The 24,024-nt window shown below is 55.2% G+C and carries 30 protein-coding genes and 1 CRISPR repeat array; of the genes, 13 read left to right on the top strand and 17 right to left on the bottom strand.

Annotated elements, in window-relative coordinates; genetic code table 11:
• Positions 1–2 precede the first annotated feature (2 nt).
• From cyaB to GQS_RS01615, 3 genes are read right to left on the bottom strand one after another with little or no spacing between them, the layout of a single operon-like run.
• Positions 3–515, bottom strand: coding sequence for a class IV adenylate cyclase (gene cyaB / locus GQS_RS01605; protein ID WP_014011916.1), 513 nt, complete (start codon positions 513–515; stop codon positions 3–5).
• Positions 515–997: an Lrp/AsnC family transcriptional regulator gene (locus GQS_RS01610; RefSeq protein WP_014011917.1), complete on the bottom strand. Its 483-nt coding sequence runs from the start codon at positions 995–997 to the stop codon at positions 515–517. The genes cyaB and GQS_RS01610 overlap by 1 nt, the downstream gene beginning before the upstream one ends.
• A gap of 1 nt (position 998) precedes the next feature.
• Positions 999–1,532, bottom strand: a complete 534-nt coding sequence (locus tag GQS_RS01615; protein WP_014011918.1) for a UbiX family flavin prenyltransferase — start codon at positions 1,530–1,532, stop codon at positions 999–1,001.
• Between the two features lie 105 nt (positions 1,533–1,637).
• Between GQS_RS01615 and GQS_RS01620 the strand changes: the two genes are divergently transcribed.
• On the top strand, positions 1,638–2,441 hold the full coding sequence (locus GQS_RS01620; RefSeq protein WP_014011919.1) for a diadenylate cyclase: 804 nt from the start codon (positions 1,638–1,640) through the stop codon (positions 2,439–2,441).
• 476 nt (positions 2,442–2,917) lie between these two features.
• Positions 2,918–3,751: direct repeats of the CRISPR family, unit length 30 nt; unit sequence GTTGCAATAAGACTCTAGGAGAATTGAAAG.
• Positions 3,752–3,871: 120 nt separating this feature from the next.
• On the opposite strand, the gene GQS_RS01625 is transcribed toward GQS_RS01620, so the two are convergent.
• The 7 genes from GQS_RS01625 to GQS_RS01650 form a co-directional block, all read right to left on the bottom strand.
• Positions 3,872–4,051 (bottom strand): hypothetical protein, encoded by a 180-nt coding sequence (locus GQS_RS01625; RefSeq protein ID WP_014011920.1) that lies wholly within the window; start codon positions 4,049–4,051, stop codon positions 3,872–3,874.
• On the bottom strand, positions 4,051–4,173 hold the full coding sequence (locus GQS_RS11110) for a hypothetical protein (protein ID WP_014011921.1): 123 nt from the start codon (positions 4,171–4,173) through the stop codon (positions 4,051–4,053). The genes GQS_RS01625 and GQS_RS11110 overlap by 1 nt, the downstream gene beginning before the upstream one ends.
• Positions 4,174–4,196: 23 nt before the next feature.
• Positions 4,197–4,412: a hypothetical protein gene (locus GQS_RS01630; RefSeq protein ID WP_014011922.1), complete on the bottom strand. Its 216-nt coding sequence runs from the start codon at positions 4,410–4,412 to the stop codon at positions 4,197–4,199.
• An 85-nt stretch (positions 4,413–4,497) separates the two neighbouring features.
• Positions 4,498–5,739 (bottom strand): sugar phosphate nucleotidyltransferase, encoded by a 1,242-nt coding sequence (locus GQS_RS01635; protein ID WP_014011923.1) that lies wholly within the window; start codon positions 5,737–5,739, stop codon positions 4,498–4,500.
• A gap of 188 nt (positions 5,740–5,927) precedes the next feature.
• Positions 5,928–6,197 (bottom strand): helix-turn-helix domain-containing protein, encoded by a 270-nt coding sequence (locus GQS_RS01640; RefSeq protein WP_014011924.1) that lies wholly within the window; start codon positions 6,195–6,197, stop codon positions 5,928–5,930.
• A 9-nt stretch (positions 6,198–6,206) separates the two neighbouring features.
• On the bottom strand, positions 6,207–8,183 hold the full coding sequence (feoB, locus tag GQS_RS01645; RefSeq protein ID WP_014011925.1) for a ferrous iron transport protein B: 1,977 nt from the start codon (positions 8,181–8,183) through the stop codon (positions 6,207–6,209).
• 10 nt (positions 8,184–8,193) lie between these two features.
• Positions 8,194–8,421: a FeoA family protein gene (locus GQS_RS01650; protein ID WP_014011926.1), complete on the bottom strand. Its 228-nt coding sequence runs from the start codon at positions 8,419–8,421 to the stop codon at positions 8,194–8,196.
• Positions 8,422–8,642: 221 nt separating this feature from the next.
• On the opposite strand from GQS_RS01650, the gene GQS_RS01655 reads away from it, so the two are divergent.
• Genes GQS_RS01655 through GQS_RS01675 form a run of 5 tightly spaced genes read left to right on the top strand, consistent with a single transcriptional unit; the run spans position 8,643 to position 11,552 of the window.
• Positions 8,643–9,005: a DUF4870 domain-containing protein gene (locus tag GQS_RS01655; protein ID WP_014011927.1), complete on the top strand. Its 363-nt coding sequence runs from the start codon at positions 8,643–8,645 to the stop codon at positions 9,003–9,005.
• 37 nt (positions 9,006–9,042) lie between these two features.
• Positions 9,043–9,843, top strand: coding sequence for a 7-cyano-7-deazaguanine synthase (locus GQS_RS01660; protein WP_014011928.1), 801 nt, complete (start codon positions 9,043–9,045; stop codon positions 9,841–9,843).
• The gene (locus tag GQS_RS01665) at positions 9,840–10,838 is read left to right on the top strand and encodes an AIR synthase family protein (RefSeq protein WP_014011929.1); all 999 of its coding nucleotides are present in this window, start codon (positions 9,840–9,842) and stop codon (positions 10,836–10,838) included. Before GQS_RS01660 ends, GQS_RS01665 begins: the two co-directional genes overlap by 4 nt.
• Before the next feature lie 25 nt (positions 10,839–10,863).
• On the top strand, positions 10,864–11,181 hold the full coding sequence (locus GQS_RS01670) for a nucleotidyltransferase domain-containing protein (RefSeq protein ID WP_014011930.1): 318 nt from the start codon (positions 10,864–10,866) through the stop codon (positions 11,179–11,181).
• Positions 11,178–11,552, top strand: coding sequence for a HEPN domain-containing protein (locus GQS_RS01675; RefSeq protein WP_014011931.1), 375 nt, complete (start codon positions 11,178–11,180; stop codon positions 11,550–11,552). Before GQS_RS01670 ends, GQS_RS01675 begins: the two co-directional genes overlap by 4 nt.
• On the opposite strand, the gene GQS_RS01680 is transcribed toward GQS_RS01675, so the two are convergent.
• Together GQS_RS01680 and pepQ are read right to left on the bottom strand one after the other, a co-directional pair.
• Positions 11,539–12,612, bottom strand: a complete 1,074-nt coding sequence (locus tag GQS_RS01680) for an mRNA surveillance protein pelota (protein WP_014011932.1) — start codon at positions 12,610–12,612, stop codon at positions 11,539–11,541. The genes GQS_RS01675 and GQS_RS01680 overlap by 14 nt on opposite strands.
• 56 nt (positions 12,613–12,668) lie before the next feature.
• Positions 12,669–13,715 carry a Xaa-Pro dipeptidase PepQ gene (gene pepQ / locus GQS_RS01685; RefSeq protein ID WP_014011933.1) on the bottom strand — a complete coding sequence of 349 codons (1,047 nt, stop codon included), beginning with the start codon at positions 13,713–13,715 and terminating at the stop codon, positions 12,669–12,671.
• Positions 13,716–13,835: 120 nt separating this feature from the next.
• On the opposite strand from pepQ, the gene GQS_RS01690 reads away from it, so the two are divergent.
• The 4 genes from GQS_RS01690 to GQS_RS01705 are packed head-to-tail and all read left to right on the top strand — an operon-like array spanning position 13,836 to position 17,138.
• Entirely contained in the window at positions 13,836–14,504 is a 669-nt protein-coding gene (locus GQS_RS01690) for an HAD family hydrolase (protein WP_014011934.1), read from the top strand.
• 41 nt (positions 14,505–14,545) lie between these two features.
• Complete coding sequence (locus GQS_RS01695) at positions 14,546–14,812, top strand: 50S ribosomal protein L35ae (protein ID WP_014011935.1); 267 nt, start codon at positions 14,546–14,548, stop codon at positions 14,810–14,812.
• A 46-nt stretch (positions 14,813–14,858) separates the two neighbouring features.
• A complete protein-coding gene (locus GQS_RS01700) occupies positions 14,859–15,995 on the top strand; it encodes a tRNA (guanine(10)-N(2))-dimethyltransferase (protein WP_014011936.1) in 1,137 nt (378 codons plus the stop codon).
• Between the two features lie 48 nt (positions 15,996–16,043).
• Positions 16,044–17,138, top strand: coding sequence for a VIT1/CCC1 transporter family protein (locus GQS_RS01705; protein WP_014011937.1), 1,095 nt, complete (start codon positions 16,044–16,046; stop codon positions 17,136–17,138).
• 7 nt (positions 17,139–17,145) lie between these two features.
• Here GQS_RS01705 and GQS_RS01710 read toward each other — a convergent pair whose 3' ends face one another.
• The 3 genes from GQS_RS01710 to GQS_RS01720 form a co-directional block, all read right to left on the bottom strand.
• Entirely contained in the window at positions 17,146–18,516 is a 1,371-nt protein-coding gene (locus GQS_RS01710) for an MATE family efflux transporter (protein ID WP_014011938.1), read from the bottom strand.
• 120 nt (positions 18,517–18,636) lie between these two features.
• Entirely contained in the window at positions 18,637–18,828 is a 192-nt protein-coding gene (locus GQS_RS01715) for a 50S ribosomal protein L37e (protein WP_014011939.1), read from the bottom strand.
• A gap of 25 nt (positions 18,829–18,853) precedes the next feature.
• Complete coding sequence (locus GQS_RS01720; RefSeq protein ID WP_014011940.1) at positions 18,854–19,084, bottom strand: LSm family protein; 231 nt, start codon at positions 19,082–19,084, stop codon at positions 18,854–18,856.
• 154 nt (positions 19,085–19,238) lie between these two features.
• On the opposite strand from GQS_RS01720, the gene glyS reads away from it, so the two are divergent.
• Genes glyS through GQS_RS01735 form a run of 3 tightly spaced genes read left to right on the top strand, consistent with a single transcriptional unit; the run spans position 19,239 to position 21,806 of the window.
• Positions 19,239–20,951 carry a glycine--tRNA ligase gene (gene glyS / locus GQS_RS01725; RefSeq protein WP_014011941.1) on the top strand — a complete coding sequence of 571 codons (1,713 nt, stop codon included), beginning with the start codon at positions 19,239–19,241 and terminating at the stop codon, positions 20,949–20,951.
• A 46-nt stretch (positions 20,952–20,997) separates the two neighbouring features.
• On the top strand, positions 20,998–21,498 hold the full coding sequence (locus tag GQS_RS01730; RefSeq protein WP_014011942.1) for a DUF402 domain-containing protein: 501 nt from the start codon (positions 20,998–21,000) through the stop codon (positions 21,496–21,498).
• 2 nt (positions 21,499–21,500) lie between these two features.
• Positions 21,501–21,806, top strand: coding sequence for a DUF167 domain-containing protein (locus tag GQS_RS01735; RefSeq protein WP_014011943.1), 306 nt, complete (start codon positions 21,501–21,503; stop codon positions 21,804–21,806).
• On the opposite strand, the gene GQS_RS01740 is transcribed toward GQS_RS01735, so the two are convergent.
• Together GQS_RS01740 and GQS_RS01745 are read right to left on the bottom strand one after the other, a co-directional pair.
• Positions 21,792–22,787, bottom strand: coding sequence for a hypothetical protein (locus GQS_RS01740; RefSeq protein WP_148236350.1), 996 nt, complete (start codon positions 22,785–22,787; stop codon positions 21,792–21,794). The two genes, GQS_RS01735 and GQS_RS01740, sit on opposite strands and share 15 nt — an antisense overlap.
• 100 nt (positions 22,788–22,887) lie before the next feature.
• Complete coding sequence (locus GQS_RS01745) at positions 22,888–23,892, bottom strand: phosphorylating glyceraldehyde-3-phosphate dehydrogenase (RefSeq protein WP_014011945.1); 1,005 nt, start codon at positions 23,890–23,892, stop codon at positions 22,888–22,890.
• Between the last annotated feature and the right edge of the window lie 132 nt (positions 23,893–24,024).

Consider the following 24,024-nt stretch of genomic DNA (forward strand, 5'->3'; position numbering starts at 1 on the left):
TTTTATTTTCCCCTAACTTCCCGGATCAGTTCCTGGTAGAGCCTCGGCTCAACGTCATCCTCCGTGAGGCCGAGCCTTCCCGCGATTTCCCATATCCTGCGCTTGGCTTCCTCCACGTTGTCCGAGATTACCTCGATGTCCAGAAAAGCCCCCAGTCCTTCCACTTCGTTCAGCTCGAAGGTAACGCCATCCAGCCGATAAACGAGGCGGCGTTTCCTGATCCAGATATCCTCCCTGAACCCGAGGCGCTTCAGGATCTCAACGGTCCTGTCGAAGTCTGAAACCTCCACTTCGATCTCGTCGAACTCCTCGTTTCGCCCCGGGTCGGCTATGCGCTTGTACGTCAAGAAGGACCTTCCGAGGTTCGAGATTCTCCGAACCCGAAGAAGCTCATGGGGAGGAAGGGAGAAATAGAGATCCTCCTGGAGCTCCTCCCGCACGAAGTCCGCACCGAGGGATTCTATCGCGGCCCTGGCCTGATTGAAGTCGATGCGGAACTTTACCTCTATCTCCATCAGACACCCACCAGGAAGCCCACAAGGCCTTTACCCTTGCCGAATTCGTCTATCGGGATGACCTCGACCCTCTTGAGCGTTGGAAGAACCTTGATGGTTTCATCGACAAAGCGGTTCAGTTTCTCGGGGCTCTCCTCGCCGACAAGGGCAACGACACCGTCCTTGCCGCTCCTGGCAACGGTCAGGACATTGGGGAGGAGTGAGAGCGTTTTCATTATATGCCGGATATATCTCTCCAGGAAATCCTCGATTATGGGAGTTTCAGCCTGTATGTAAACGATCGCCAGGGCTTTCGGCTGAAGGTCCTCTCCGAGAACGATTGTGTATTTGCCTATAATGCCGCGCTCCTGGAGCTTTTTAATCCTGAAGTGGATGGTGGATTCCGGCCTGTTCAGTCTCTCAGCTATCTCGGAGATGGTCAGCCTGGCATCTTCCTTCAGGATGCGGAGGATTGCCCTGTCAAGGTCATCGAGCTGAACCATGTTAACTCCTCCACCGGGGGTATACATCGTTCTCAATGCTAAGAAGGTCTAAGATTTTTCCAATTATAAAGTTTACCATATCGTCTAAAGTTTTGGGCTTTGTGTAAAATCCTGGGGAGGCTGGCATAATTATCCCGCCAGCTTGAGTAACGCGCACCATGTTTTGCAGATGTATCAAATTCAACGGCGTCTCCCTGACGAGCAGGATGAGCTTCCTCCTCTCCTTCAGCGCCACGTCCGCGGCCCGGGCGATCAGATTGTCAGCGTAGCCGTTCGCGATTGCCGAAAGGGTCTTCATGGAGCACGGGGCTATCACCACGGCGTCGAAGGGATGTGAGCCGGACGCTATGGGGGCGAAGAGGTCGTCATCCATGTAGTCCGGCTTGAAATCCGCACCGGTCTCGTGCCGGAGCACCGCGAGGCCCGTCTTTGAGGCAACGGTGATGACCTCATGTCCCGTTTCCCTCAGCACATCGATGAGCCTGAGCCCATATATCGCGCCGCTGGCCCCTGTTATCGCGACTACCACCTTCATTTCTTACACCAATGAGACTACGTGCTGCCTGTTTTAACGTTTTCTGGACGCCCACGGGCGGTAAGTTTTTATGTCCTCACGAATATCCCAAGACGGTTGGTGAGCATGGGGCGGGAGATTCCTGAGGTTTTAATAAACAGCGCGATAGGGATTGTGCGGGAGCTTGGGGGCAAGGCCCTCGTTATTCTCGAGGATATCGACCCAGAGAGGCTTCGGGATGCGGGCGTTACAATAGTCATAGTCGGTTCCTCATTCGACGTTGAAGAGGAGACGGTCAAGCGGGTCTCGATACCCCAGAACCTCGACCTTAACAACATCCTGAACCTCATATCCGCGTTTCTTATAGAACACGACATCCTCGGGGAGGGCGACTCCTTCGTCTACGTCACCCGGGAGATGATAGGGATAAAGACCGTTAAAAAGAGCATATCCGCCATGAGGGGATTCTTTGCCCAGAACCAGAGCGTGCTCCAGCGGCTGCTTGAGATAACCATAGAGTTGAGCGTGGAAGGCCGAGAGGGAACGCCCGTTGGAACGATATTCGTCATCGGCGACACCAGGCGCGTTCTCAGGCACTCCCACCAGCTCATCCCGAACCCGTTCAAGGGGCACAGGGTCAACGTTCTGGACAGGGACAGCAAGGAGATAATCAAGGAGTTCGCCCAGCTGGACGGGGCGTTCATAGTCCGCGACGACGGCAGGATCGCGGCCGCCGGCCGCTACCTGGAGGTCGAGCCGAAGGTCATAGACCTCATGCTTCCACCGGGCCTGGGGAGCAGGCACATAGCGGCCGCGGGAATAACGAAGCTCACCAAGGCGATGGCGATAAGCCTCTCCGAGAGCGGCACGATAAGGATATTCAAAAACGGCCTCATGCTCCTGGAGTACAACCCAAGGATAAGGTACTGATTCGTTTCCATCACGCTGATTCTTCTCTTTTCTGAATTTCCGGGCAGGTTATGTCGTTTTATCCAGAACAAACCTTCGTATGGGTCCGGGAATCCAGTTCTTGCAGTTCCGAAAATGTAACATCAGGTAATCCCGACACTTTTTTAATATGACGAATTTTCTTCGAATTTCGGGGCGGAGACATTAGGACGCTGGCTTGAACTGTTCCTCCATGAAAATCGGCTCTTCTTGAAAATGTGGGCATTCAAAATGGCTGCGGCCGATTTAACGGGCTGTGTGGGGTCAGGAAGTCTCCGGCACATACACTGCCCCCAGTAACAGGGTGCTGTGATGCGTTTTCTGCCCGTATTCATCCCGCAGCGGCCGCGCTTCTTGGAGACCTGATTGAGGGACCCAAAGGGGGGCTTTCTGCAAAAAGGTTTTATATCGAGGCGCCCATTAAACTCCATTAGGAGAACGGGGCAAAAAACCGCCCTGTTGCAATAAGACTCTAGGAGAATTGAAAGTGGGCTTAGCGATAAGCCAAAGCGGTATTTTCGTATGTTGCAATAAGACTCTAGGAGAATTGAAAGTGAGGATGAGTCCACCGGCTATGATTATCTTAGTCCGGGTTGCAATAAGACTCTAGGAGAATTGAAAGAAAACGCAGCTGTGCCCTTGTTGAGGTACTCTGTGAACGTTGCAATAAGACTCTAGGAGAATTGAAAGTCCGCCGGGGGGTGGGCCTCTTTGCGGGTTCTCCCCTGTTGCAATAAGACTCTAGGAGAATTGAAAGGGTCGGGCAGGCTGGTGAGGGCCAGGTTCTATTATGCGTTGCAATAAGACTCTAGGAGAATTGAAAGTATGCTCCTCTATACTTTCCTTTCCATGCTCATGCTTGTTGCAATAAGACTCTAGGAGAATTGAAAGGCCCGATACGGGCTACTGGAGGATTCTGCTTTAATTGTTGCAATAAGACTCTAGGAGAATTGAAAGTCATCACGAAGAGGGAGAGGGTTATCACCCTCGAAGTTGCAATAAGACTCTAGGAGAATTGAAAGCGTATTCGTCGTCCCTGTGCGGTGGCGTCTTAAAGTGGTTGCAATAAGACTCTAGGAGAATTGAAAGGTGAGCTCGTACTCTGCAAGATCGTTCAGTTCAATCGTTGCAATAAGACTCTAGGAGAATTGAAAGTCGGCTGGGTTGGCGGGTTTATACGCGCGTGGTCAAAAGTTGCAATAAGACTCTAGGAGAATTGAAACTTGGCAACCATGTAAGCCACAATCATTCCAAACAGTATGGTTGCAATAAGACCCCCATGAACCCAGAAACAAAATCAAAGGGAGCTCACTCCCACTCCCCCATATCGAAGGGATACTTGGTTTTCAGCACCACTATCGTCATCAGACCCGCGCCTATGTACTCCATTATGATGTCCCGAATCTTGTTGTTTATCGGTCGTCCACGTGGGGCAGTATGGTGAGCGAGGCTACGAGCTCTATAAACTCCCACAGGACGCCGATTACGAGGAGCGCCGCCATCGAGTATTTGACGATTGTCTTCGCGCTCCAGCCCTTGTTGTTGATCTTGGAGTATTCCAGGGCCATCTTGGCGAATATCGTCCACATCATCAGGCCGCCGAGGGAGTGCCTATGATGTCGCCGTTCTCGTAGACGTTGTAGAGGTCAACGTTGAGTATCGGGACGTTGAGGAGCGTCACGTGGAAGAGGAAGAACACCGCGACGATTATCATGACGCCGTTGTCATATATCGGGCTTATCCAGGGCCATATCTTCCTGCTCGGGTTGGGTAGAACTTCCTGACGGAGAGGGCGAACAGCATGACGATCAGGGCGAATATCGAGGTTCTGAGCTGGGTGTCGCTGTTGTGCACGATGGCATTGACAAAGTCCAGAAAAACCACGAATATTGCCAGCGCCAGTACAACGTCTTCCCGGCAGCTCAGCTTCCTCTCCTTGTAGAATTCCGACATGGGCTTTCACCTTTGATTAAGTAGCGGGTTCGGAGATAAAAAAGTTAATGGCCGAATGTAGAGAAGGAAAGTGTGGAAAAAGAACTCAGAAGAGCCACTGGTTCTCTATGCACTCGTCGCAGGGCGGCTTTTCTCCCGCTATGGCCTTGAACTTCTTGTAGATACACTCCGGCAGGCCGAGCGGGCAGCGGTCCGGGGTGACGCCGGGCCTCACCTTGGTCGGGTCGAGCTTTATCTTGATGTACGCCTCGTACTCCTCGACCTTCTTCCACGGCAGCACCTTGGCGCCGTAGATGACCAGGTTGTCGTAAATCTTGGCGTAGTCGCCGACGACCGCGGTCTCCTTGAGTATAACGTTCTTTCCAACGACGACGCCCTCTCCGAGGATGCTGTCCTTTATCTCGGAGCGCTCCTTGACGATGTCGTTGCCTATGAGTATGGCGCGCTTGAAGTAGGCCCTGTCCTCGACAACGGTGTTCGGACCTATGTACGTGTAGGCCTTTATCTTGACGCCGTGGCCTATCTTGACACCCTCGTCGATGTAAACCGGTCCCTGTATCTCAACGTCCTCCGGGACTTCGGCGCCCTCTTTGATGACGAAGTAGCCGTTCTCCTTGGCTATCTCATCCATCGCGACCTGGTGGGCGTAGAAGAGGTCGTCAGGGGTTCCGAGGTCGATCCAGTAGTACTCACGCGGTATCTTGTGGGCGTAAACAAGTCCCCTGGTCACGTACTTCGGAAGAACCTCGCGCTCGAAGTAGACTTCCTTGTTCTTCGGAATCTCCTCCAGAACCTTCTTGTTCACCATGTATATGCCCGCATCGACGAGGTTGGTGTGGGGCCTGTGGGGCTTCTCCTCGAAGTGGGTGACCCGGTTTCCGTCGTCCAGCTCGACGACTCCGTACTTCTCAGGGTCATAGACCTTGGTAACCGCGACAGTTATGAGGCCGTCGTTCTCTTTGTGGGCCTTGATGAGCTCTTTAAAGTCGAAGTTCGTGAAAACGTCACCGTAGATGACAAGGAAGTCGTCGTCCACGTAATCTTCCACGTTCTTGAGCGCTCCGCCGGTCTCGAGCGGCATCGGGTCATTAACGAACCGTATCGTTTTGGGGTAGTCGGCCATCCTTTCGTCGATGAACTCCCTTATCTCTCCCCTCATGTAGTGGACGGACAGGATTATCTCATCGATCTCCTGGATTTTCTCCAGGCTCTCGAGGAGGTACTGAAGGTTCGGCTTGCCAAGAACCGGAACCATGGGCTTGGGTCGGGTCGATGAAAGCGGCCTTAACCTCGTTCCAAAACCGCCAGCAAGAATAACTGCCTTCATGGTATCACCGTTTACCCTTTCAACAAAGGGTTTTATATGTTTTACGGCCATAAAATATATAACCGACGGTGGCAGATTTAACTGGCGGTGAAAAGTTCGAAAAATCCGCGTTTAGGCCCCCACATGAGTGTTTTGCCCCAAAAATCGGGGTTTAACCGCGGAAAAAAGATAAGTTCTGCAGGGGACCATCACGGTTTCGATGCACCGCTCTTTCCATCGAGCCTGAACTCCGAGAGCTGATACACCCTCCCCTTGAAGCGGAAGCAGGCGCCGGGGCAGACGCTCTTAAGGGGGCAGGTGGCGCAGGCGCTCTCCCCCGCCTCCACCCGCTCCAGGTAGCCGAGGTCGGCCAGCACCTCCATGGCGCCGACGACCTCGTCCCTCGGAACGTTCAGCTCCCGGGCTATCTCGTCTATGCTTCTCCCTTCCTCCAGCAGTTCCAGGATCCTCTCCAGCATTCCAACACCTCAGTAGCCCAGCGCCGTCCCCACGTTCCATATCAGGATTCCAACGAGCGACGCGAGGGCAATCATGTAAACCACAGTGAAGGCGGCCCATTTCCAGCTGCCCTCGGCCCTAACTGCACCTATCGTGGCTATGCATGGGACGTAGAGGGTGGTGACCATGCCGAGCACGTAGGCTTGGAGCGGCGTCATTGCCCCCACTATGGCCTCCTCGCTTCCGTAGATTATTCCGTAGGTTGATATGACGTTCTCCTTGGCGATTATCCCGAACAGCAGGCTAACCGCCGCCTTCCAGTCGAGGCCCATGAGACGCATGTACGGCTCGAAAAACATGCCAAGCCTCTCCGCGTAGCTTCCCCCTGTGCCCATCTGCACTGGATAGCTGCTGAGGTACCAGATGGCCATCGAGCCGAGCAGGATTATGGTTCCCGCCTTCTTTATGAACTCCTTGCTCCTCTCCCACGAGTGGAGCGTCACCGTCTTCCACGACGGGATGAGGTACTCCGGCAGCTCGATGATGAACGGGCTCTCCTCGCCCCTGATAACAAACCTGCTCAGGAGCCAGGCCACGAGGAGGGCAAGCAGCACCGCCGTGGCGTAGATGCTCACCGCGACGAGCGCCTGGTGGCCGGCGAAGAAAGCCCCCGCCAGGAAGCTTATGACGCTCAGCCTGGCACTACAGGGTATCAGCGGGTTGACGAGCATGGTCAGCAGTCTGTCCCTCTCGTCATCGAGCGTTCTGGTGGCCATCACGGCGGGGACGTTGCATCCGAAGGCGAGCACCAGCGGAATGAAGCTCTTGCCCGGCAGGCCGAACTTCCGCATTATGCGCTCCATGACCACGGCCGCCCTGGCCATGTATCCAACGTCCTCCAAGACGGAGAGTGCCAGGAACAGCAGGAAGACGAGCGGGAAGAAGCTGAGCACAGAGCCAACGCCCGCTATGATTCCATCGACCAGGAGGCCTCTCAGAGCCTCGTTTGCTACATGTGGCGCGAGCCATTCCCCGAAAGCCGTGAAAGCCTCGTCGAGGTATCCCTGGAGGGGCAGCCCGACGGCAAACACGAATTTGAACATGAGGTAGAAGACGCCGAAGAGCACGAGGAGGCCATAGACGGGGTGGGTGAGGAACCTGTCGAGCTGGTCGCTGAAGCTCTCGCCCTCCACCTTCGTGTACCTCACAAAGCGGTGCATGAGCCTGTCGATGAACTCGTACTTCTGGCTGGCGATTATAAGGTCCATCGCGCGCTTGTAGCGCTCTTCAACCTCCGCTATGTGGCCCATAATCTCGTCGAGCTTCTCACTCCCGAGGTGCCGGAGGATGAGCTTTATGACCCCATCGTCGCGCTGAAGGAGCTTTATCGCGAGCCAGCGGAGGTTGTACTCCTCCCCCAGCTCGGTGCCCTCGAGAACCGCGGTTATGTGCTCTATCTCCCTCTCGACCTCCGGGTCGTACTGGGGAATAACTGGCCTCTCCTTCAGCATCCCGTTGGCCATCTGGTGTATCTTATCCTTCAGCTCGTCGATGCCGGCGCCATCCTTTGCGCTCATCGCCACGACCGGAACGCCGAGAACCTCCTCCATCCTCTTCACGTTTATCTCGATGCCGTGCTTCTCGGCCAGGTCTATCTTGTTGAGGGCTATGATGACGTTGTTGAGGCCCATCTCGAGTATCTCCATGGTGAGGAAGAGGTTTCGCATGAGGGCAGTTGCGTCGATGACGTTCACGACCACATCGGCGCTCCCCTTCAGGAGGAAGTCCCTCGCGACGAGTTCGTCGACGGAGTGAGCCGTGAGGGAGTACGTGCCCGGGAGGTCAACCACGAGAAACTTCTGCCCCTTGTACTCCAGGATTCCCTCCTTCTTCTCGACCGTGACGCCGGGCCAGTTGCCGACGTGCTGCCTCAGCCCGGTCAGCGCGTTGAATATGGTCGTTTTTCCGACGTTGGGGTTTCCTGCCAGTGCAATGACCTTCATCATGAGGGCCACCTCACAGTTTTCGTATCATGACCTTCGCTGCCATTCCCCTGCCGATGGCGAAGCGCACGCCGCCGACTGAGATGATTATCGGGCCGTACTGGTGGGACTCGATTATTTGAACCGTAGCTCCGGGGGTGAGGCCCATGCCCACAAGCCGCTGCCTTGCGGTGGGGCCGCCGAGGATGTTCACCACGATCCCCCTGTCCCCGGGTCTGAGTGCGTTTAAAGGTACAATCATGAGCATCACCGTTAGGCTTTCCTAATTCGATATTCAAATCCCTCGATGGCCTTAAAAAGCTTTGGTGGGCCTAACAAAATCAGAGAGTTCGAAATCAGAAATCCACGGGTTCTGAGACGCTCCGGAAAGGTGTTCCAGGAGGATACTGAATTTAAAACTTCGGAAAGGTATTTAAGGGATTGAGGAGAATATAAGGAGTTGAATTTCGGAGGTGTGTTATCATGGAGGAGACTCCGCCTGAAGAACCCAAGAAGACGTCCCTTGGCATGGATGAGAACATCGAGGGGTTGCTTGCCTATCTTCTTGGTGCCCTGACAGGGATAATCTTCCTGCTACTCGAGAAGGAGAGCGATTTCGTCCGTTTCCACGCGATGCAGTCGACGATAACCTTTATAGGCATCTGGGTGCTCCAGATAATCTTCAGCGTGATACCATACATTGGGGGCATCCTCGCCTGGCTTCTGGGAATTATAGGCTTCGTCCTCTGGATTCTCGGCATGGTGAAAGCCTACCAGGGCGAACGCTACAAGTTCCCCATCGTCGGCAACCTGGCCGAGGAGTGGATGGGGAAGGTCAACGTCTGAGGCTTAGCTTTTTAAGCCTCCTTTTTTACCTCACCCCATGAGAGACATCGAGAGCGTTGTTGAGGAGACGGCGAGATTCTCCGAGGAACACGGGCTGTATGAAAAACGCATACTCGTCATGTTCTCTGGCGGAAAGGACAGTTCACTGACCCTTCACATCCTCAAGGAGGTGGGTCTTGAGGTCTCCGCGCTGACCTTCTTCCACCGCTGGAGCTGGAGGGAAACGCTCAACTGGGCGATGGGATTCACCAAAAAACTCGGAGTTGAGCACTACATCGTTGATATCACCGACGGCCTTCTCCGCGAGGCGGCAGGAAGAAAGGGGCCGATATGCATCAACTGCAAGAAGGTCATGCTCTGGAACGCCAAATGGTTCGCCCTCAACAACGGCTTTGACGTCCTTGCCAAGGGAGACAACGCCAACGACAAGATAATAGGCGCCCTGCTCGACCAGTGCGAGGGGGACATAAGGCTCTGCGGGCTCCCGAAGGTGGGAGTGCCCTTTTTCAGGCCCCTCATAAAGTACACCGCAGAGGAGGTTGAGGCACTCGCGGACGAGGCAGGGATAAGACCCTACCGCATGTACGAGCACGCGCGGCGGCGGCAGTGGAGGGAGGGCTGTCCGCTCCAGTACATCGACCGTGAGGAGGTCGTCACTAAGGAGCTCATGGATCTGGCCTTCAGGGTGAACTACGAGGTGAGCAAAATCGCCCGGGCGAGGAAGGTCCGCGTGAGCGTCCGGGTGCCGAGCTTCGAGATAATGTGCTGGGACTGCGACGAGGGGACCCTCCGGGAGGTGGAGAGGGTTACCTCGATGTTTGGGGGGAAGGAAAAATGAGGCTTCCGCTGGGGAAGATACGAAACGACGTCCTGCACGATGCTGTATTCCCAAACCTGGGTGTGGAGGACATGAAGGTGGTATACGGGCCCAGGGAGGGCTTTGACTCTGCGGTCCTCGAATACGACCGCGACCACTACCTCGTGGTCGCCACCGACCCAACCCTCGGCGTTCCCGGGGAAACCTTCGGATTCTTCTCGTATCACTTCGCGGCCAGCGACGTGGCGGTTTTCGGGGCGAGGCCGAGGTGGCTGGTGGTTGATATCCTCCTCCCCCCTGGAAGCGAGAAGGGTTTTCTCGAAAAGACGATGCGCGACTTGAACGCGGAGTGCCGGAAGTACGGGAGCGCGATAATCGGGGGCCACACTGGCGTTTATCCGAGCGTAGCCGAGCCCACCTCAACGACCACCGCGATGGGTCTTGTGAAGAAAGACCTGCTGAGGCTTCCACTCGCAAAGCCCGGCGACAGAATAGTCGTGACCGGCAAGGTCGGTCTTGAGTTCGCGGTCTCCGCGGCGTACTTCCGGGAGGACGAGCTCAGAAAGCTCCTCTCTTTCCGGGAAATTCAGCTCCTCAGGGGACTCTACCGCTTCGAAACCGCTGTTCCCGATGCCCTCGCGGCCAGACCCTTTGTTCGGGGCATGCACGATGCCACCGAGGGCGGTTTAACTGCCCTCCACGAGATAGCCGACAACTCCGGGGTCGGCTTCACGATTCACGCCGAGAAGCTCTACCTAGACCCCCTCGTGGGGAAGGTCCTCGACTTCTACGGCCTTGATCCGTGGGGCGTTTCGTCCACCGGCACGGTGATAGCGATAGTTCCCCCAGGGAACGTCGGTTCCTTGATTACAGAATTAAACAAAAATGGAATTATTGCATTTGAACTCGGCGAGTTCACCGCCGATAAGAAGCGCATCCTAATCGAAAACGGGGAAGAAAGGGAGTTCCCAACGTTTAAGAGCGACCCCTACGTGGAGCTGTACAACAAACGATAAATACCAGGAGAGCGCATTACCAACCATGAGCCGAGAGATTATCCGGGATGTGATTCTCAGGGTATTGCGGGAGCTTGGTCTTGGGGTAGATGATATAATCCTCTTCGGTTCCCGAGCAAGGGGCGATTTTAGGGCCGACAGTGATTGGGACGTTTTGGTGATTCTGTCCAGACCATTAGAGAGGAAGGTGGAGCTGGAGGCATACAAGAAGATACACAGGGAGCTCCTGTTAAAAGGAATCAAGGTGGATATTCTCTTTATCTCCGAGGATGAGCTCGAAAAGGTCAAGGACGATACGGGTTTTGTTTACTACTACGCTCTCAGGGAGGGTGTGAAGATTTGAGCTACAGGGAATGGCTCGAGAAGGCTGAAAAAGACCTTGTGCTGGCCAAAAACAGCCTTTCTCTCGATTTCTATGACTATGCGACGTTCCACGCTCAGCAGTGCGCCGAAAAGGCTTTAAAAGCGTTTTTGGTATCGAAGGGAAAACCTATCAAACGAACCCACGACGTTGGCGAACTCATACTCCTATGTGCCGATGTGGATTCCGAATTCTTAAAACTCTTTGATGACGATGTGGATCTTCTAACCGCCTACGCCGTGGAGGCGAGGTATCCAACCATCCATGAGCCGGATAAAGAGGAGGCAGAGAACGCAATAAAACTGGCCGAGCTCGTCCTCGCATTTGTGCAGTCCAAACTCACTTCACCCTGAACCTCAGCAGCGCCGCCAGGCCTCCGAGGGCCTTCAGCTTGTCGCCTCCCTCGTGCTCCGAGCTTACCACGACCACCTCGCCGCGGGAGTAGCGAACCGCGTCCATGAGCTCCTCTATCTTCTCCCTGTGCTCCCCCTTCAGGAGCTCGTCGAGAACCAGGAGCGTCTCGACAGCCCCGTAGTTCACGGCCTCCTCGACCTCTTTAAGACCGTAAGCGGCCAGGCCGTTGTTCCTCGCGATGTTCTCAAGCACTTTCTCGACGAGCTGAACCTCTTTAGCAACGCGGTTCTCGTGGTAGACCTTGTCGACCGTTCCGCGTTTGATGACCTCGTAGATGCCAGTCCTTCCGGTCACGCTCGTGTCCTCTATGGCAACCTTCTTTGCCAGCTCCCCGTAGTTCTCGCGCAGGAACTTGTAGAAGTCCTCCTTGACGAAGCCGGGGCCGGCAACTATCGCCCTCTCTATGCCCTCGCGGTTTATTATCTCCTCCATGCTCTTCGCCACGTCGTGGAAGAACTTCTTCTCCTCGCTCTCGCGGTTGGTGTTGTACCTCTTCCCGCCGAGGTTGTAGCGTATCCCCTTGAGTATCTCAACGCCGTACTCCCTGATTATCGCCATGTCGGCCTCGCCGTCGTCTATGACGACTATCATGACCCTTGCCCTCTTGGAAGCCTCGACGGCCTCCTTGAGGCGCTCGATGTGGTGCTCCTTCCAGCGGGGCTTCTGAATGGTCACCACGGTTCCTTCTTCGATGGCTATCGTATGGTACTTACCGATGGGGACGTCGTCCCTGCTGGCGTAGACGATCGGGCCGGTAACGCGGACCTGGTTGGCGAACTTGTGGAAGTTTATCTTCTCCGCCTTAACGCCGAGAAAGACGGGAATCACCTCAACCTTCTCCGCCCTGAGGGAATCGGCGCGCTGGCTCTGCTTCCTGAGGGTTTTGGCGTAAACAACATCGCCCGGGTCGATGATGTGGTACAGGTGCCAGAGGTCGTCGAGCGTCTCTGCCTTGACCTTTATCTTGCCCTCCTTGACGTCCTGGTGGATTATCTGCACTCTCTCACCCCCGAGAAAAGTTAGCCGATGGCCTTTAAAAAGTTGTTAGGAGGGGCCTAAATCAGCTCCCTCTCGGTCTTGGTGAGCCTCTCGGCGCCGTTCTCCGTGATGAGGATGGTGTCCTCGATGCGGACGCCGCCGAACTTGGGCAGGTATATTCCGGGCTCGATGGTTATGACCATTCCCGGTTTGAGTTCCGTCTCATCGAACTGGCTCACGCGAGGCCACTCGTGTATCTCGAGGCCGACGCCGTGGCCGGTTGAGTGTATGAAGTGGTCGCCGTAGCCGTACTCTTTGATGACGTCCCTGACGAGGGTGTCGAGCTCTTTGGCCGTCATACCTGGCCTGGCCGCCTCGACGCCTTTCCTCTGGGCCTCGAGGACGATTTCGTATATCTCTTTCTGCTTCGCGTTGGGTGAACCGACGACTATGGTACGCGTCATGTCCGAGTGGTAGTGCCTGTAAAGCGCTCCTTCGTCAATGACAACCAGGTCTCCCTTCTCTATCCTCTTGTCGCTGGCCAGACCGTGCGGCAGGGCGGCGCGCCAGCCGCTGGCTATTATCGTGTCGAAGGCCGGCTTCTCGGCACCGTTCATCTTCATGACGTACTCCATCTTCGCCGCTATCTCCCTCTCGCGCTTGCCCTCGCTTATCTCCTCAAGCGCCGCCATCATGGCCATGTCCGCTATCCTGCAGGCGGCCTTTATGACCTCAATCTCCTCGGGGGTCTTGATTATGCGGAGCTCCTTCACCACGTCATCGACCGGGACGAAATCCGCGGCGCCCACCTTCTCCTTAAGCGTCTGGATGGTCGAGAAGCTCGTTCTGCCCTCTATGCCGAGCTTCTTCAGCTTGAAGGAGGAAAGCCTCTCGTAAAGCTCCTTTCCTGTCTTGAACTTCTCGACGGGGACTCTGGAGGTTTCTTTAGCTTCCTCGTACTCGAGCTCGGGAACAATGAAAACGGCATCGTCAGGTGTGACGACGAGGTAGCCGCCGAGAACCGGGGAGCTGCCGGTGAAGTAGAAGAGGTTCTCTTTCGCGGTAATCAGAACCCCATCGAGCTCGTTTTCGGATATGAACTTCTTAAGCCTGTCAATCCTCATCTTTTAATCACCGGGCATTTGTAATCGCCAGTGCAATAAAACCCTTTCGGCAGACCAACGGCGAAAATCGAAGTTCCCCGTTTCAAGAAAAAGTTATAATCCTGAGGGAGTACTAGGTGTATGGCGGTTTATCTATTTGACTTCGACGGGACCCTCGTGGACAGCACGGGCGCGGTTGAGAAGGCCCTCCGCATAGCCATCGAAAAGACAGTCCCCGCGGTCATTGAGAGCGACCTGTACGAGGACTACTACAAGGCCCTCGCCCTTTTCATCAAGGGGAAGCTGACCTACCAGTACCTCGGTGTTATACACGAGCTGGTGGCACAGGGGACCATACACGAGTACTACAAGCTCATGCCCAGATACATCAAGGACTTCCCCCACTCCCGGAACGTCATCCGAACGCTGAGAAAGCGCGGGCGCTACGTCATCAGCTTCTCCGGCGAGCACACCTACCCCGGCGGAAAGGTCATCTTCATGAAGAAGACGAACTGGTACGACGAGTTCGATGAGGTAATAACCTTCAGGGGCACCAAGGACATGCTGAAGAAGTTCGAGAACCTGAGGGAGCTTTACCCTGACGAGCCCTTCGTCTGGGTGGACGACAGCCCGAGCAGGTTCACTTACATACTGGATGAGAACACGCTTCTCGTTCAGAAGGCTTCCCCATACAAGAGCGACGTTGCACTGCTCTTCGAGAGGCAGAACTTCCTCAAGATCAAGTCCCTCCGGGAAATCCTGGAGATAGACAATGGGCTCTCAGCCTTCGTCGGAGGGGATAAAACTTAAAAATACCGCCGGGCGAACCCCCTCCGGTGGAGGTGGGGACGATGGCCAGGGGAAAGGCTCTCGTCCTTGCCTACGCCGGGACCAAGGAGCACCAGGACAACCACCACATGATTCTGAAGCCCCTCGGCATCGACGACAGGAACGCGGCTTCAAGGCTCATAGGCAGGAAGGTCGTCTGGAGGACGCCGACCGGCAGGAAGATGTTTGGCAAGATTCTCAAACCACACGGCAACAGGGGCGAGGTCAAGGCCTACTTCAAGCCAGGCCTGCCGGGACAGGCGGTCGGTGACTACGTCGAAATCCTTTGAGCGCAACCCTTTAAACCTCCCAACCTTTTCTTTCTCCGGTGAGAGGATGGAGTTCGTTGAGGTGCGCGAGGGTCTTGCAAGAATCCTTGTACCGAAGGCGGAGAGAATATACGACGCCCCCGTCTTCTACAACCCGGTAATGGCATTAAACCGGGATATAAGCGTCCTGGCCGTTGGAGTGCTCAAACCGAGGACCGTTCTCGATGCACTCTCTGCAACAGGAATCCGGGGCATCCGCTACGCCCTCGAAACCCCCGTCGAGGAGGTCTGGCTCAACGACATAAGCGAAGATGCCTTCAACCTGATCCTGGAAAACGTCCGGCTGAACCTCGGCGTCAATGGGGAGAGGATAGGCGAGAAGAGGTTCTCATTCGAGGGAGAGAAGAAGGTTATAGCCAACCTCGACGACGCCAACAGACTCATGGCCGAGAAGTTCCGGTACTTTGACTTCCTCGACCTCGACCCCTTCGGCTCGCCGGTTGAGTTCCTCGATACGGCACTGAGGAGCGTCAGGAGAAAGGGAATTTTAGCGGTCACCGCCACCGACACCGGTGTCCTATGCGGCGCCTACCGGCACGCCTGCCGCAGGAAATACCTGGCGGAGCCGATAAGGGGCGAGCTCTGCCACGAGGCGGGTTTGAGGATTCTCATCGGAACCGTTGTCAGGTACGCGGCCAAATACGACCTCGGCGTCGAGGTTCTCCTGGCGTACTACCGCGACCACTACTTTAGGGCCTTTCTGAGGCTCAAGAGCGGCGCGAGGAAGGCCGACGGGAGCATTGAACGGCTCGGCTACCTGTGGCAGGATGAAAACGGCAGATTCGGGTACGAGAACTCCTTCCTGCCCAAAAGACCCGGCGCATACGGCCCCCTCTGGCTAGGTCCGCTGAAGAGCCAGGAGTTCGTTGACGAGGTGCTGAAGCTGGCCTGGGAGCACCCCCTCGCCCACAAGAAGACGCTGCCCTTCTTAGAACTCCTCAGCGGGGAGCTGGACATCCCGTTCCACTACGACACCCACGCTCTGGCCAGAAGAAACAACCTCCAGGTCGGGAAGCTCGCGGATATTATCGAGGCCCTCCACGGGAAAGGTTACTCTGCAACGAGAACACATTTCTCCCCAATGGCCATTAAGACGGACGCGCCCTTCGAGGAGGTGCTGGAGGCGCTGAGGAGCCTCCGATGACCGACATCCATTTAACCTCGGCCGCCGTTCTTTCCAGGGGGTGAGGGGATGGACGAGATGCTGGAGCTGGCGAGGGGCTTCTACAAGGACGAGTACGCCGACTCGGTTCTCTACGCCCAGCTCGCAAAGATTGAAAAAGACGAGGAGATAAGGAAGGAATTTCTGCGGCTCTCGAATATAGAGTCAAAACACGCCAAGTTCTGGCACGACTTCATAAAGCGGCATGGGGGAGAGGTTCCAAAGCCTTCGGTTAGGAGGCTCACGATATTCAGCGTCAAGCTCCTCAGGAGACTCCTTGGACCGGGCTCGGTCGCTTCACTCCTTGAGATGGGCGAGAACAGTGCGATACAAAAGTACTTCAAATACCTCACGACCTACGCGGACAGGTTCAGCGAGGACGAGCTGGGGGAGATAAAGGACGTCATACTGGACGAGCTTGAGCACGAGAAGTTCTTCTACGAGAGCAAGGAGCGCTTCCACGTCGAGAACACCCGCGACCTCGTTCTGGGCATGAACGACGGGCTGGTTGAAATCCTCGGTGCCGTCACGGGTCTCTCCGCGGTGTACCCGAGCAGCCCGCAGCTTGTTGGAATAAGCGGCCTCATAGTCGGCGTAGCCGGTGCGCTCTCGATGGCCATAGGCACCTTCGTCTCGGTCCGCTCCCAGAGGCAGATTAAGGAATCCATCCGCGACAGGATGGAGGTCCTCTTCAGAGTTTCGCCGGAAAGGGCGGCCGAAGAGCTCGTGGAGAAGTTCGTCGAGGGAGGAATGCCCGAGGAGGTCGCAAGGGACGTGGCAAGGGAGCTCGCCGACAACAGCGATGCGATAATGCAGCTCCTCCTTCCGGAGGCGGAGGAGAACGAGATAAGGGCGGCTCTCTACACGGGTTTCGCTTACCTCCTGGGTGTTGCCTTCCCTGTCACGCCGTACTTCCTCGCGTCCAGCTCGCTGACGGCCCTTCCCTTCTCGATACTGCTGGCTGGCTCTGCCCTGGCGATAGTGGCGACCATGATATCGCTCCTCTCCGGAATCTCGATCAGAAAGAAGGTCGCCGAGATGGTGGCGACCGGCCTGGGTGCGGCATTCCTGAGCTATCTCTTCGGCCGGCTCATGGAGGTTCTCTTCAACGTCTCGGCGCTTTGATCCGTTTTTACACCTTCACGTATTTCCACTTCCCCCTCTTGAACGCCCACCAGAAGAGGGCCGCGGTTGTGAACGTTTCGAGGCTCATCGCTATCCACGCGGCTATGACGCCCAGTCCCTCAAAGTGTATTGGACCGATTGTAAAGCCGAATCCAAGGATGTACGCGGGCACTATGCGGAAGAGGAGCTTGCTGACGGCGGTGATGTACATCGGCGTCTTGGTGTCTCCCGCCCCCCTAAGTGCACCGCCGAGAACGAAGAGCCAGCCGAGGGGGATCTCGCTTATTCCGACTATTATGAGGTATATGCTCGCCAGCCTCATGACCTCACCGTAGTTCGGGTCGCTCGGGCTTATGAAGGGCATGACGAGGTAGCGCGGGAAGACGATAAGGATGAATGCCATCACCGCCATAAACGCGCCGACCATCTTGAGGGCCTCGTAGACGGTCCTCTCGGCCTTCTCGGGTTTTCCCTCACCGAGGCTCTGGCCCACGAGGGCGGATGTGGCGACGTTAAAGCCGAAGGCAGGCATGTAGGCTATGCTCTCCACGCGGAGGCCAACCTGATGGGAGGCAAGGGCCACGGTCCCAAAGCGCGTGACTATGCTCATGTATATGAAGTTGTAAAAGCTGAATATCCCGCGCTCGACCATGGTGGGGATTCCTATACGGAGTATCCTTCCCGCCATGTCCGGGTGGAAGCTCCAGCTCGGCCGGAACCTCAGCACGAGCCTCCCGCTCCAGAGGAGATAGAGTCCGATGAGGAACGAGGTGGTGATTCCTATGCCCGACGCCCATGCGGCACCCACGGGACCAAGCTCGGGAAAACCTAGCTTTCCGAATATGAGGAGGTAATCGAGAACCGCGTTTACCACGTTCATAAGGATGCCGAGCTTCATGGGTGTCTTCGTGTCCCCGGCGCCTCTGAGGGCCGAGAAGGCTGTAAAGCCTGCGAATCGAATCGGATAGAAAGCGAAGAGCACCTTAATGTACCTGTAGCCCAGGGCAACGACGTCGGGTTTTGCCCCCATTATCCTCAGGATATCGTCGCCGAAGACCCACCCGAAGAGCATGACGGGGATTCCCAGGAGAAACGCCAGATAGAGGCTCTGCTCCAGTGCAAGAACGGCGCTCTCCTCGTCCTTCGCCCCAACGAACCTCGCCACCAGCGCGAGGGTTCCAGTTGCGACCGCCGCCATGATGGGCATCATGAACCAGCTCACCTGACCACCGAGGCCGACGGCGGCCAGAGCTAAAGCACCCAGCTGACCGACCATCATCATGTCCACTAGGTTGAGAAGCGTCTGGGAGATGTTGCCCATTATCGCCGGCCACGCCAGCTTCCAGAGACGGCGCTGGTTCTCGTTGAAGCGCAACATTAAGACGTCCCTCTAAACGGTAAAGCTAACGTTGAAGTTAATAAGGATTGCGGTGACCTGCCCGGAACACATGTCGCAAAAAACCATGTGACTGCTAAAGTGGAGAAAATAAAAGGAGGTTCAGTAGGCGAGGTTCCTCTTCTTCTTCCACTTGTGGGACCAGCTGTACTTCCTCATGCGCCTGCTCCTGCCGAAGCCGCAAGCGGCGCAGTAGCCCTTCTGGACGTTGAAGGCGCGCCTTCCGCAGCGCCTGCATCTGATGTGAGTTGGAGTGTGGTTCCTCCTGCCCTTTGGTTCGGTTCCCGCTCCCATGGTATCACCTCGCTAAGCCACGACTTCACTCAAGCTCAACCGGGGAGATGGCGAGAACGTTGTCTCCCCTGATGACGATTTTACCGTACCTCTTAACTTCCTCACCCTCCTGGATGAGGGCGGCGTCCGCAAGGACGACGTTCAGGTGGATGTCGTAACCGATGAGCCTGCCCCTGAACTCCGAACCCCTCTTGAGGAGCACGAGGACATCCTTGTCGAGGGACTTGTGGATAACGTCGAGTGGTCTTTCCGCCATTTTCACGCACCTCCAAATAATCAAAGCTCGTAACGATAACGAGGGAAACGGTTTATAACTCTTTCCGTCCGCTGGCGGGGCGTTGGCGATTAGACAACGACACTCCCAAAAGGTTTTTATGAAAGTCCCCGACTCGGTTTTCAGGTGGTGAGTAATGGGAGAGAAGCCCGACAGATACGAGATTCTTCAGGATTTGATGAGGAGAAGGGGCTTTGCATGGGGCAGCTTTGAAATCTACGGCGGCTCACGCGGATTCTACGACTACGGTCCGCTCGGTGCGACGATAAAGAGGAAAATCGAGCGGAAGATACGCGAGGCCTTCCAGAGGGAGGGCTTCTTCGAGCTGGAAACACCGGATATAACCCCCGAGAGGGTCTTTATCGCGAGCGGTCACGTTGAAAAGTTCGTTGACCCGCTGGTCGAGTGTAAGAAGTGCGGCGCAAGGTTTAGGGCCGACCACATAGTGGAGGAGGCCCTTGGAATAGACACCGAGGGTATGAGCGCCGAGCACCTAACTGAACTCATCCGCGAGCACGGGATAAAGTGCCCCGAGTGCGGCGGTGAGCTCGGCGAGGTCTGGTACTTCAACCTCATGTTCGAAACCAAGATCGGCCCCTACGGCGACCAGAAGGGCTACCTGAGGCCCGAGACCGCCCAGGGCATCTTCGTGAACTTCAAAAGGCTGAACGCTTTCGCCAGGAACAAGCTCCCCTTCGGCGTTTTCCAGATAGGCAAAGCCTACCGCAACGAGATTTCACCGAGGCAGGGCATGCTCCGTCTGAGGGAGTTCACCCAGGCGGAGGCGGAGATATTCTTCAACCCGAAGGAAACGGAGCATCCTCACTTCGATGAGGTTAAGGACGAGGTTCTCCGCCTCTATCCAATAGAGCACCAGCTCAAGAACCTCGGCACGATTGAGATAACCGCCGAGGAGGCCGTGGAGAAGGGCTACATCATGAACACCTTCTTCGCCTACTACATGGTCATGGTCAAGCGCGTCCTCCTCGACATCGGCATCCCCGAGGACAAGATACGCTTCCGCCAGCAGCTGCCCGAGGAGCGCGCCCACTACTCGCGCGACACCTGGGATGCCGAGATTCACAGCGAGCGCTTCGGCTGGGTGGAGTGCGTTGGAATAGCCAACCGCGGCGACTACGACCTGAGCAAGCATCTGAAGATGAGCGGCGCGGACATGACCGTCCTCATCCACTACGATGAGCCCAGGATAGTCAGGCGCCTCAAAGTGAGCCTCAACATGAAGCGCGTCGGACCGAAGCTGAAGAAGGACGCCAAGAGGATAAACGAGCTCATCCAGGGCTGGGACGAGGAGAAGCTGAGGAGCCTGGTTGAAGTCCTGGAGAGGGACGGCAAAATCACCATCGAGGGCTACGAGCTGGAGAAGGACGACTTCATAATCAAGGAGGTCGAGGAGAAGGTCACCGGCGAGAAGATAGTGCCCCACGTCCTTGAGCCGAGCTTTGGAATAGACAGGCCGTTCTACCTGCTCCTTGAGAACAGCCTCGTCATCGAGGAGGACAGAACCTACCTCAAACTGAAGAAGGACATGGCCCCGATTGAGGTCGCAGTCCTGCCTCTCGTCGCCAAAGAGCCGCTGAAGAGCATAGCCTACGACGTCTTCAGGACGCTCCAGAAGGCAGGCTTCATAGCGGTCTACGACGAGAAGGACACCGTTGGGAGGAGATACCTCCGCTACGACGAGATAGGAACGCCCTACTGCGTGACCATCGACAACCAGACGCCCGAGGACAGCACCGTTACGATCCGCGACCGCGACACGAAGGAGCAGGTGAGGATTAGCATCGAGGAGCTGCCGTCAAAGCTCAGGGAGCTGATTTTCGGGGAGTGAAGTGCTGTCCCCGCTTTTTCAACTACTCTTTTTGCTGGTGTTTCCCATGAAAATCCACCTCATCTACCGGAGGATTCCGAACCGGGTTCTCGAGCGGGACGACGAGGTTATAGCCGATTTAGGTGAGGTAGTGGTTGCCAAAGCTAAGTTCGAGGGCATGCTCGCCCCCCTCAGGGTGAACGGCGTTGAGGTCATCAAAAACGGCTACCGCATGCTCTATTTCGCCTTCGTTGGAGAGAACTACGACATCCTGAAGGTCTACGACGAAAACGGCAAGTTCAAGGGGCTTTACATCGACGTTCTCGCCTACACGAGGCGCGAAGGAAACACCCTTGAGATGCTCGACCTCTTCCTCGACATCTTCGTCTTCCCGGACGGGGAAGCTTTCCTCATCGACGAGGACGAGCTTGAGATGGCCCTCAACTACGGGCTGATTGACAGGAAAACCTCTGATTTGGCCTACCGCGTTGCGAGGGAAATCCTCGAAAAGCTTAAACGCGGAGAGTTCCCGCCCGATATCGTGTGGGAGTACGACTGGAGGGATTAAGAATGAGCGCGAAGTTCCTGAAGGAGACCAAGGATGGAACGCTTCTCCTGGTATATGTCCAGCCGAAGGCGAAGAAGAACGAGATTGAGGGGATAGACGAGTGGCGCGGAAGGCTGAAGGTCAAGATAAAGGCCCCGCCGGTTGAGGGGAAGGCAAACAAAGAGCTGGTGAAGTTCCTCTCGAAGCTCCTCGGTGCGGAGGTTGAGCTCGTCAGAGGGGAGACGAGCAGGGAGAAGGATTTGCTTGTTAGGGGATTGAGGGTAGAAGAAGTGAAAGAAAAACTAGAAGGGACCCTACTCAGAACGTGAGTTAGGGCTTGGAAATACTATAACAAAGTTAAACCCCTTCTCTGCTCTAACTTTACATATTGTAAATGAGGTCCCTACTAAAAGAATTGGGTCGTAATCGTTTAGATTTTCCAGTAATCTCCTTAGCTTATCGCTAGAATTTATCAGCTGTAGTCTATCTAGACACCTTTCATACTCTCTAGCAAATATGTTAACCCGGAGATAGTGGTTATACGAGCTAAGCGATTTCTTTGTTGATACTGTAAGACGGTTTACTTCGTTCAAGACTGTGGATAGCCTACTAGTAGTCAGATATATCTTCCAGCGAGGATTGTTTCTAATAAACTCTGAAAGAATAGTCCACAACACAAAATTAGACATACTAGTTACCCACACTCTAATTTCACGCTGAGTGAATACTCCCGCTATACCATCGGACTCCGTAAATGGTCCACTGCATATGTACAACGGGCTATTACCTTCTTCTTGGGATTCGCGTGGGACCGGATTAGGCAATGTTCCCCTGTTTATCCGTAGTAACAATATGGGAGAGACATCCTCTGAATCTACAGACTGGGCAATCTTGACTTCTAAATCTCTTAAAGCGGATGTGATTTCCGTTTCTAATAACCCTCTAAATTCTCTGAACACGTTCATTAATGATTTGAACTTGTTCTCAAACTCCACAGAATAACTATCAATAGTGTTTAGAAAGTCTTCCCGGTTAGATTGCCCAATCGTTTCATTTCTTGGTAACTCATTAACGAATTTCACATAGAACCTTGCAAAATCCTGTAGTTCTTTTTGATATTTGCTCTGGGTGTCTATTATAAGTTCTTTGAGCCTATCCTCTTTCTTAAGGGGCTCATATAACGCTTCCTTTACAGTAGAGCATATTATATGCTTGTCAATTGCAACTTCTCTGTTTTCCTCAAAACGTCTAATGGCCTCTCTAATTGGCTCCACTTTAAAATACAAACCTGTTATCTCCATGTCGTTCACCGACATAAATGTAATAGAAAAAGGCTTAAAACTTTTTCCGTTGGGATGTCCACATTAACTTAATTATGCTAAAAAGTAATGTGGAAAACATAAAGGCCTCTTACTTCAAAATCCCCAGGCTCTCGTTCGTCTTCCTTATGCTCTCCCACTTCTCCGCCATCTCGAACATCGCCCTTATCGCGTCGATGTTCTCCGGAACCACGTCGCTCTCCTGATGAACGGCCTGAATGTAGAACAACCTGTTTCCGCGGACGCTGATGCTCTCTTTCCAGACGGCTATCTCGTAGAGGTTGTTCCACTCGCGGTGCAGGTCGCGGGCGAACTCTATGAGCTGGGCCGTGCTGTCGAAGCCCTTCCCCTTCTCGAAGAGGAGAACGCGCGTGGTGTTCTCGAAGATGTCCACAACGTCCTTGGCCTCGACCGGCTTCTTCAGCTCGACCATGATGCTGTGAACGTGCATGAGCGTGGTCGGAACGACGAAGGCTGAGGTCTCGATGTTAATTGGGATAACAGTCTGGACGTCCGGGCCGTGGTGGGACGGGACGGTAACGCTCGGGGTTATGGCGTTGACCGGGCCGCGCTTGGCGTCGTTCGGGTCAGCCGCGCGGCGAATCATGACCGCGTAGACGTAGTCGATGTACTCCCCAATCGCCGAGAGGGTTCTGGTAAGGCCTGTGGTGTTGCAGGAGACGACGCGGACGTAGTCCTTTCCGAGGGCCTTCTCGTAGTTGGCCTGGGCCACGAAGGAAACATCCGCGGTGGTGGCCTTCTCACCGCCCTGGAAAATCGCCTTAACGCCGGCCTTCTCGTAGAGGGCCTTGTTTTTAGCTCCCATCCCTCCCGGGGTGGCGTCGACGATGACGTCAACCTCATTGAGAAGGTCACTGAGAGTTCCGGCGACCTCAAAGCCGGCCTTCTCGAACCTCTGCAGGAACTCCTCGCTGGCGGCGTAGACAGGGATTCCGAGCTCCTTCGCGCGATACGCTTCAAAGTCCGGCTTCGTCTTGGTGACGCCTATGAGCTTCATATCGTCCTGCTTCGTGACCGCGTAGGCGACGCGCTTTCCAATTGTTCCGTATCCATTGACTCCAACCTTCACCTTCATGCTACCACCGGAGAATTTTACCGCGATAAAATACTTAAACGTTGTTTTCACTCGTGGTGAAAACTGCCCTTCAAGTCACCGGATTTTTACATCTTCGTGCAAAGGGCTCCCGCTGGGGTTATAAGCCAGTCT

The organism is Thermococcus sp. 4557 (genome assembly GCF_000221185.1).
Classification (GTDB): domain Archaea; phylum Methanobacteriota_B; class Thermococci; order Thermococcales; family Thermococcaceae; genus Thermococcus.